Here is an 8,356-nt window from a genome sequence, read left to right as displayed (position 1 = left end):
CATCTGGTGACTGATACACCGCATTCGCGAGCAAGCCCGCTCCCACAGTTGTTTTTAGGGTGTTCCTACAATCGGGTACTTAGAAAGGACACCAGCAACGCCAGCCCCAGACAGGCAAACCCCAACCGGTAGAACAGGCGATAGGTACGCTGCGTCAACACGTCCAGATACAGCATCGGCTGATCAATGGCACGCAGTTCGCTTTGCGCCGCAAGGCGGGCCACCGCGCGCTGTTCATGCAGGCGCGTGACAAACAGCAGCCATGCCGCCGGGCAGGCCAGTAACAGGGCAAGGGAATTGAGCAGTAGTGCGGTCAGCGACATCGCAAACCTCGATGTATCAGTGTCTTGGTATCAATCCAGATACAAACCTGAATGATATGCGCCGCCTGCGCGTCATTACTCCTTCCCCATTGACGGCTAATGTATCCAGTAATTTACAGCGTCACCTGAACGTCACCTTAACAAGCCACTCTGTTGCCCTTCGAAAGCCCGGGAGCTTGTCATGTTGCACGCGCAGAACCAGGATCGGCTGTATCTGATTGCCCCAAGCGATGAGCAAGAGGCCCTGGTGGGCGGCCTCGCGTTCAATGTGCAGGACCGCCACTGGCTGGTGTATTGCGCCCTCGGCGGGCATCAACATGCCGACCTGCCAGAGCTGGACTTGCTCACTGGCGTGAGTGTGCTGGACTTTTATGTCGAAACGGCTGCATGAAAACGGCAGGCGTAAAAAAACCGGGCTCATCGCTGAGCCCGGTCATCGTTCCCACGCGCCGCAAAGGAATGCCGACTGGGGCGCTCCGCGCCCGCCTGACGGTTACTGCGAGCTGAGCAGCGAACCGATGCTCGGGTCCTTGAACAGGCGCGTCAGGGCATCGCTCAACACGTCGCTGACCAGCTTGGTGTTGGTTTCCTGGTTCGGCGCCATGCCGAAGCGCTGGTCCAGGGATGCGCCGTAACGGCCGCTGTAGCGACGGGTACCGGCAGTCACGTCGGACTTGAAGGTCGCGCCGATGGTGGCTTCAGTCACGTACAGGCCTTCCTTGGGCGACTGATACTTCAGCTCGGCCAGGGTGATGGTCAGTTGTGGCGCACCTGGCGAGTTGGAAGGGGTGAAGCCCAACAGGCGCACGGCCGCTTCGGCCTGGGCTTGCAGCTTGGGCAGCACGTCCGCACCGGTCACCGTGATGGCGCTGGTTTCCGGGTACAGGCCGCCACGGGTGCCGAGGGTCGGCGACGGACGCCCGTCAACCACACGCACCGACACCGGCTGGCCATGGCCGACAGGCGCCAGCTGGGTGGTGATTTTCGGTTGCGGGCTGAGTTGTTGCGGGCTGTGGGCGCAGCCAACCAGGGTCAAACTGGTCACAGTGATCAAACCGAACAACAGGCGTTGCAACATACTCATTTCTCCAGGACTAGATGCAAACAGGGCGCCAGTATAACGGTGAGCGCTCGCCACTCACCAGAATTCCTGAACGGCGCCTGAACTGTCGGCGAAATTACAATTTTCACACAGAACCGTCACCTCAATGTCATGCCAGACTGCCAACCTTCGCAGCATGTAACGAACCGGGTACACAGCCATGCGCCTTCTCAAATCTTTGTTCTTTTCCCACACCAGCCATCGCAACTTTGCCCTGCTCGACGCCCAAGGCTGCTGCCAGGCTTTCAAGCAGTGCAGCCTGCCGCCCGTCGGTGAAGGCTGGGTCGAAGTCGAAGAGACCCGCCTGAGCTGGATGCACCGCCCGCTGCCCGCCAGCGCGCGCGTCAGCCCCCGGGTTTCGCAGCCACAGGCACGGCACGCGTTGGCCTCCTGACCAGACTGCTAATAAAAGTCATTAAACACGTCCATTTGCGCGCATTTCTTCGCTACAATCTCCCCCCGATTATAAGGACGTCTCCTGATCGGGCCTCGCAGCATCGCTAATGCACTTGTATTAGCTCCCCCGCACCGCCCACAGAGAGCCGCCCACACAGATCGTGTGAAGCTGGCGAGCTTGCTGTTTTCTCTGCAAACCATCGTCTTTACCCGAATCTGCCAGAGCTGCCATGCGCTCGGCCACTTGAGTTGTTTGCCCGTTTTGCCGCTTGCCGGCAGTGATTTCGGGCCAGGTGCCAGGCTGGGGCAGCCCTTTTTTGAGGTTCACGTCTTCAAAAGAGCGTGAAAAAAACGGGTTTTCACAACTTCACAAGAGTGTGGCGAGCAAATGAATAGTTTTGCGTTTGTACAAGCACCATCAGCGTCTGGAACAGCCCCACCACACAGGACCGAGCACTCCTCAAGAACCGGAGCTTGAAGCCTGTCCGCTACGGATTTGGTTGCACGATCGGACGAGCTTGACCATAAGTCGAATTGCCACAGGCGCCCTTAAATGCGTTCATACGCAGATCAGGCCCGGTCGGCAGCGTCCGCTTGCGATAAATTGCGAAGAATCGGACATGGCGATCCTGGCCATGGGTAACCTGGGGCATCACGTGAACCGCCCCGTCACTCCTGGCAGCCATGCCGTCAATTTGGTGCTGCAGATTTTGGAGACGCGTTAAATGGCGCATAACGAAGCAGTCGACGTAGTACTGGTAGGTGCGGGCATCATGAGTGCCACCCTCGCCGTACTGCTCAAAGAGCTCGACCCCGGCCTCAAGCTGGAAGTCGTTGAGCTGATGGATTCGGGTGCCGCGGAAAGTTCCAACCCGTGGAACAACGCCGGTACCGGCCACGCCGGGCTGTGTGAGCTGAACTACACACCGCAGGCCGCCGACGGCTCCATCGACATCAAGAAAGCCGTGCACATCAACACCCAATTCGAGGTGTCGAAGCAGTTCTGGGCCTACCTGACCAAGAAAGGCACCTTTGGCTCGTCCAAATCCTTTATCAGCCCCGTGCCGCACCTGAGCTTCGTACAGGGCGAGAAAGGCGTGTCGTTCCTCAAGAAGCGCTTTGAAACCCTCAGCCAGCACCACGCGTTCTCGGACATGCACTACACCGAAGACCGCAGCGAGATGGCCGAGTGGATGCCGCTGATGATGCCCGGCCGCCCACTGGACGAAAAAATCGCCGCCACCCGCGTGATGAACGGCACCGACGTCAACTTCGGCGCCCTGACCAACCAGTTGCTCTCGCACCTGACCAGCGCCCCGGATGCCCAGGTCAAGTACAGCAAGCGCGTCACCGGCCTCAAGCGCAACGGCGCCGGCTGGACCGTGAGCATCAAGGACGTCAACAGCGGCAATTCCCGTGATGTGGACGCCAAGTTCGTGTTCCTCGGCGCCGGTGGCGCGGCCCTGCCGCTGTTGCAAGCCTCGGGCATCGAGGAAAGCAAGGGCTTCGGCGGCTTCCCGGTCAGCGGCCAGTGGCTGCGTTGCGACAACCCGGAAGTGGTCAAGCACCACCAGGCCAAGGTCTACAGCCAGGCAGCCGTGGGTTCGCCACCGATGTCGGTGCCGCACCTCGACACCCGTGTGGTCGACGGCAAGAAATCCCTGCTGTTCGGGCCATACGCCGGTTTCACCACCAAGTTCCTCAAACACGGCTCGTTCCTTGACCTGCCCATGTCGATTCGTGCCGGCAACATCGGCCCGATGCTGGCCGTGGCCCGGGACAACATGGACCTGACCAAGTACCTGGTCAGCGAGGTGCGCCAGTCCATGGAGCAGCGCCTGGAATCCCTGCGTCGCTTCTACCCTGAGGCAAAAGCCGAAGACTGGCGCCTGGAAGTGGCCGGCCAACGGGTGCAGATCATCAAGAAAGACCCGAAGAAAGGCGGCGTGCTGCAATTCGGTACCGAACTGGTTGCGGCCAAGGACGGTTCGCTGGCCGCCCTGCTCGGCGCGTCCCCAGGTGCTTCGGTGACCGTGTCGATCATGCTGGAACTGATCGAACGCTGCTTCCCGACGAAAGCGGCCGGTGAGTGGGCGGCCAAGCTGCACGAGATCTTCCCGGCTCGGGAAAAGGTCCTGGAGACCGATGCCGAGCTGTATCGCAAGATCAACACGCAGAACAACATCAGCCTGGAACTGGTTGAGCAGAGCAGCGAGACCGAAAGCTACGCTTGAGCGTCGTGACGCAGAGCGTCAGTTGATGCATTCCCACGCAGAGCGTGGGAACGAAAAACGCCCCTAACGGGGCGTTTTTTTTCGTCCGCAACAATCAGCCGCGGGCTTGTTCGATCAGCTCGATGTACTCGGCGGCGTTGCGCTGGTCCTTGATCACTTCAACGAAGGTCAGGCCATGCTCGTCCTTGCCATCGAGGTCCAGGCCGGCTTCCTTGAAGAAAACCAGGAAGCGTTCGAAGTCGTCGATACGCAGGCCGCGGTAGGCCTTGATCAGTTTGTGCAGGGACGGCGAAGTGGCGTCTACCGGCTCGAAATCCAGGAACAGCTTGATTTGCTCGTCGCCGATTTCATCACCAATCACCTGTTTCTTATCTTTACGCATTACCGACTCCAGCCTGCAGACATTTACACGGGAAAAGCAGTTTACCTGCGGCACCGCGGCTTCGAAAGCTACGCGAACCAATGTGGGAGCCGGCTTGCCTGCGATAGCGGTGCATCAGTAACAGATGGGCCAACGGACCCACCGCTATCGCAGGCAAGCCAGCTCCCACATTGACTGTATTTACACCGCCGAATGCGCGTCGGCTGGATTATTTGGCGCGCACCGCCCCGGTGTGCAAATCGGCCCAGATATGGCCGTTGGCGTAACTGAGGAACTGCACATAGACCGTGTCGTTGCGCAGCAGATCGACGATCACCCGATACTGGGTCATCGGGTACGACAAGGTCAGGGTTTTGCTTTTATCGTCGAACACCGGCTTTTTCAGGCTTTTGCTTTCGGCATCGAAATTGAGGATCACCTGGGCGATGGTCGCGCCTTTGTTCAGGGACTTGCCCTTGAGGCGGATCATCAACGGCGAGGTCACCGGGATCGGCTGCTGGGTGGATTGGCGCTGGTTACCCACCACCACCGAATACTCGGTGACTTGCAGCAATTGCTGCTGGTCCGGGGTTTCGGCGCGCAGGGTCAGGTCGTCGGGCGGCAGGAATTGGCTGTGCAGCGGCGCCGGAGCAGCCGCCAGGGGCAAACTGAGGGTCAGCGCCAGGGCGGCGCAACTGCGGATCAAAAGGCGCATGGGCCGCTCCGTGGAAGATGGCCCAGCACTTTAGCTCAATCGAACTGGGCAAGCATCCAGCGCTGATACTCAGCCACTTCAGCGTCGCCTTCACGGGGAGCCCAACTGGCCAGCTCACCCTCTCCCACCGGTCGATACGGTCCGGCTTTGCATTCGAACATCAAAGTATCTGGCTCCAGCACCACCAGGCCGTGAAACACCCCGGGCGGCAAATCGACGCCCTGGCACTCACCGCCCGCCTGCATCACGCGCTTGGCCAGCACCTCGCCGGTCTCGCTGAAGATCAACAAGCCCAGGCTGCCCTTCAGCACCAGCAAGGTTTCCGCCTTATCGGCACTCAAATGACGATGAGGCGGCACATAGGTGCTGGGCTGCATGCCGACAGCCATGCGATGGCATGGCTCTTCCATCTGATGAAAGTTGTGGTGATGCCGGCCACGAGGGCTGCCAGCCGCTTTCTCGGCCAGCTCCGCAAACAGCGTTTGATCAAGAAAGCTGGCCATTGATTACATCCCCTTAACGGCGTAAATCCCATTGGCGTTGCGCCAGTAGCCTTTGTAGTCCATGCCGTAACCGAAGATGTAACGGTCAATGCACGGCAGGCCCACGTAATCGGCTTTCAGGTCCGGACGGGCCTTGCGGTCGTGGTCCTTGTCGATCAGCACGGCAGTGTGCACCTTGCGCGCGCCGGCGTGTTTGCAGAAGTCGATGATCGCGCCCAGGGTGTGACCTTCGTCGAGGATGTCGTCGATGATCAGCACGTCGCGGTCGATGAACGAGACTTCCGGCTTGGCTTTCCAGAACAGGTCGCCGCCACTGGTTTCATTGCGATAGCGTGTGGCGTGCAGGTAGGACGCTTCCAGCGGGAATTGCAGGTGGGTGAGCAATTTACCGGCGAAAATCAGGCCACCGTTCATCACGCAAAAGACCACCGGGTTGGTGTCGGCCATTTCACGGGAGATGTGCGCGCCGACCTTGGCGATGGCCTCTTCGACTTGCGCTTCGGTGTACAGGCAGTCAGCCTCGCGCATGATTTGACGGATATGCTCGAGATCAGCGGACATGGCGCTCTCCAAGGGGGTGCTGTGGCAAGAAAAGCGGGCAAAGGTACGCATGTGAGGCCCAACGTTCAAGCCTTAATGGACTAACGTACTAGATGTCTATAGGACAACACCCTCGGATAGATTAATCTAGGCCGGTTTTTTTGCCCGCCGCCGGAGCCTTTCCCCATGCCCATCCGTGAGATCCGCCATCCGCTGATCCGACATAAACTCGGCCTTATGCGCCGCGCCGACATTAGCACGAAGAACTTCCGTGAGCTTGCTCAGGAAGTCGGAGCGCTGCTCACCTACGAGGCGACCAAAGACCTGCCCCTGGAAAACTACGAGATCGCCGGTTGGTGTGGTCCCGTCCAGGTCGAGAAAATCGCCGGCAAGAAGATTACCGTGGTGCCGATCCTGCGTGCCGGTATCGGCATGCTCGAAGGCGTGCTCAGCCTGATCCCGGGTGCCAAGGTCAGCGCCGTAGGCGTGGCCCGCAACGAAGAGACGCTGCAGGCCCACACCTACTTGGAAAAACTGGTACCGGAAATCGACGAGCGCCTGGCGATGATCATCGACCCGATGCTCGCCACCGGCAGCTCCATGGTTGCCACCATCGACCTGCTGAAAAAAGCCGGTTGCAAGGACATCCGCGCCATGGTGCTGGTGGCCGCTCCCGAAGGCATCGCCGCCGTCGAGAAAGCCCACCCGGACGTGTTGATCTACACCGCATCCATCGATGAACGCCTGAATGAACATGGCTACATCATCCCGGGCCTGGGCGATGCCGGCGACAAGATCTTCGGTACCAAGCAGAAGGACGCGTGACCATGCAGGATGAGTTCAACGACCCGCTTTGGCGCCAGATCCTGTCTGGCGCACAGATGCTCTTCGTAGCATTTGGCGCGCTGGTGTTGATGCCGCTGATCACCGGTCTCGATCCAAACGTCGCCCTGTTTACCGCAGGCTTGGGCACCTTGTTGTTCCAGGTGGTTACCGGGCGCCAGGTACCGGTGTTCCTGGCGTCGAGCTTTGCGTTTATCACCCCGATCATTCTCGCCAAGGGCCAGTTCGGCCTCGCGGCGACCATGGGCGGCGTGATGGCGGCCGGCTTCGTTTACACCTTCCTGGGCCTGGCCGTGAAGATCAAGGGCACCGGTTTCATCGACCGGCTGCTGCCGCCGGTGGTGATCGGGCCGGTGATCATTTCCATTGGCCTGGCCATGGCGCCGATTGCGGCCAATATGGCGATGGGCAAGGCCGGTGACGGCAGTGAGTTGATCCACTACCAGACCGCCATGCTGATCTCGATGCCGGCGCTGCTGACCACGCTGATCGTGGCGGTGTTCGGCAAAGGCATTTTCCGCCTGGTGCCGATCATCTCCGGCGTGCTGGTGGGTTTCGCCATGTCGTTCTACTTCGGCGTAGTCGACACCGCGAAGATCGCCGCCGCACCGTGGTTCGCCCTGCCCCACTTCACCGCGCCGGAATTCAACTGGCAGGCGATCCTGTTTATCGTCCCGGTGGCCCTGGCCCCGGCGATCGAACACATCGGTGGTGTGATTGCGGTGGGCAGCGTGACCGGTCGCGACTACCTGAAGAAGCCCGGCCTGCACCGCACCCTGCTGGGTGACGGGATCGCCACCACCGCTGCCGGCCTGTTCGGCGGCCCGCCCAACACGACCTACGCGGAAGTGACGGGCGCGGTGATGCTGACCAAGAACTACAACCCGAAGATCATGACCTGGGCGGCGGTATTTGCCATCAGCCTGGCGTTTATCGGCAAGTTCGGCGCGCTGCTGCAGAGCATTCCAGTCCCGGTAATGGGCGGGATTCTGTGTCTGCTGTTCGGCTCGATTGCCGCAGTGGGGATGAACACCCTGATCCGCCACAAGATCGACCTTGGCGAAGCGCGCAACCTGGTGATTGTGTCGGTGACCCTGGTGTTCGGAATTGGCGGTGTGCTGGTAGGCACCGGCACTGGCCCGGATGACTTTGGCCTGAAGGGCATCGCCCTGTGTGCGGTGGTAGCGATTGCGTTGAATCTGCTGCTGCCGGGCAATGACGGCTGGAAGAACAGGAAGCCGGATGAGCCGCTGATCTAACTGCCAACGCAAAACCAGTGTGGGAGCGGGCTTGCTCGCGAATGCAGTGTGTCATTCAGCACATCAGTGACTGAACCACC

At 60.1% G+C, this 8,356-nt stretch carries 11 protein-coding genes; 5 read left to right on the top strand and 6 right to left on the bottom strand.

What is annotated here, in order from left to right:
• Positions 1-65 precede the first annotated feature (65 nt).
• Positions 66-323, bottom strand: a complete 258-nt coding sequence (locus tag ACW9I6_RS28250) for a hypothetical protein (protein WP_457340081.1) — start codon at positions 321-323, stop codon at positions 66-68.
• Between the two features lie 181 nt (positions 324-504).
• Here ACW9I6_RS28250 and ACW9I6_RS28245 point away from each other — a divergent pair, with 181 nt between their 5' ends.
• Entirely contained in the window at positions 505-714 is a 210-nt protein-coding gene (locus tag ACW9I6_RS28245) for a hypothetical protein (RefSeq protein WP_008434269.1), read from the top strand.
• Between the two features lie 102 nt (positions 715-816).
• Here ACW9I6_RS28245 and ACW9I6_RS28240 read toward each other — a convergent pair whose 3' ends face one another.
• Complete coding sequence (locus tag ACW9I6_RS28240) at positions 817-1,401, bottom strand: YajG family lipoprotein (RefSeq protein ID WP_003216157.1); 585 nt, start codon at positions 1,399-1,401, stop codon at positions 817-819.
• A 184-nt stretch (positions 1,402-1,585) separates the two neighbouring features.
• Between ACW9I6_RS28240 and ACW9I6_RS28235 the strand changes: the two genes are divergently transcribed.
• Both ACW9I6_RS28235 and mqo read left to right on the top strand, forming a co-directional pair.
• Positions 1,586-1,819 carry a hypothetical protein gene (locus ACW9I6_RS28235; RefSeq protein WP_102604704.1) on the top strand — a complete coding sequence of 78 codons (234 nt, stop codon included), beginning with the start codon at positions 1,586-1,588 and terminating at the stop codon, positions 1,817-1,819.
• Positions 1,820-2,546: 727 nt separating this feature from the next.
• Positions 2,547-4,055: a malate dehydrogenase (quinone) gene (gene mqo / locus ACW9I6_RS28230; RefSeq protein ID WP_003216154.1), complete on the top strand. Its 1,509-nt coding sequence runs from the start codon at positions 2,547-2,549 to the stop codon at positions 4,053-4,055.
• Between the two features lie 94 nt (positions 4,056-4,149).
• Here mqo and ACW9I6_RS28225 read toward each other — a convergent pair whose 3' ends face one another.
• From ACW9I6_RS28225 to ACW9I6_RS28210, 4 genes are all read right to left on the bottom strand, one after another.
• On the bottom strand, positions 4,150-4,437 hold the full coding sequence (locus tag ACW9I6_RS28225; protein WP_003216153.1) for a PA4642 family protein: 288 nt from the start codon (positions 4,435-4,437) through the stop codon (positions 4,150-4,152).
• 208 nt (positions 4,438-4,645) lie between these two features.
• Entirely contained in the window at positions 4,646-5,131 is a 486-nt protein-coding gene (locus tag ACW9I6_RS28220; RefSeq protein ID WP_457340080.1) for a hypothetical protein, read from the bottom strand.
• A gap of 35 nt (positions 5,132-5,166) precedes the next feature.
• Positions 5,167-5,634 (bottom strand): WbuC family cupin fold metalloprotein, encoded by a 468-nt coding sequence (locus ACW9I6_RS28215; protein ID WP_003216151.1) that lies wholly within the window; start codon positions 5,632-5,634, stop codon positions 5,167-5,169.
• A gap of 3 nt (positions 5,635-5,637) precedes the next feature.
• The gene (locus ACW9I6_RS28210; protein ID WP_003216150.1) at positions 5,638-6,195 is read right to left on the bottom strand and encodes a hypoxanthine-guanine phosphoribosyltransferase; all 558 of its coding nucleotides are present in this window, start codon (positions 6,193-6,195) and stop codon (positions 5,638-5,640) included.
• Positions 6,196-6,360: 165 nt separating this feature from the next.
• Between ACW9I6_RS28210 and upp the strand changes: the two genes are divergently transcribed.
• Together upp and ACW9I6_RS28200 are read left to right on the top strand one after the other, a co-directional pair.
• Positions 6,361-6,999, top strand: a complete 639-nt coding sequence (upp, locus tag ACW9I6_RS28205; RefSeq protein WP_003216149.1) for a uracil phosphoribosyltransferase — start codon at positions 6,361-6,363, stop codon at positions 6,997-6,999.
• Between the two features lie 2 nt (positions 7,000-7,001).
• A complete protein-coding gene (locus tag ACW9I6_RS28200; protein ID WP_087692860.1) occupies positions 7,002-8,276 on the top strand; it encodes a uracil-xanthine permease family protein in 1,275 nt (424 codons plus the stop codon).
• Positions 8,277-8,356 lie beyond the last annotated feature (80 nt).

The organism is Pseudomonas sp. SDO5522_S412 (assembly GCF_054071215.1).
This window is presented reverse-complemented; position numbering and strand designations above follow the sequence as displayed.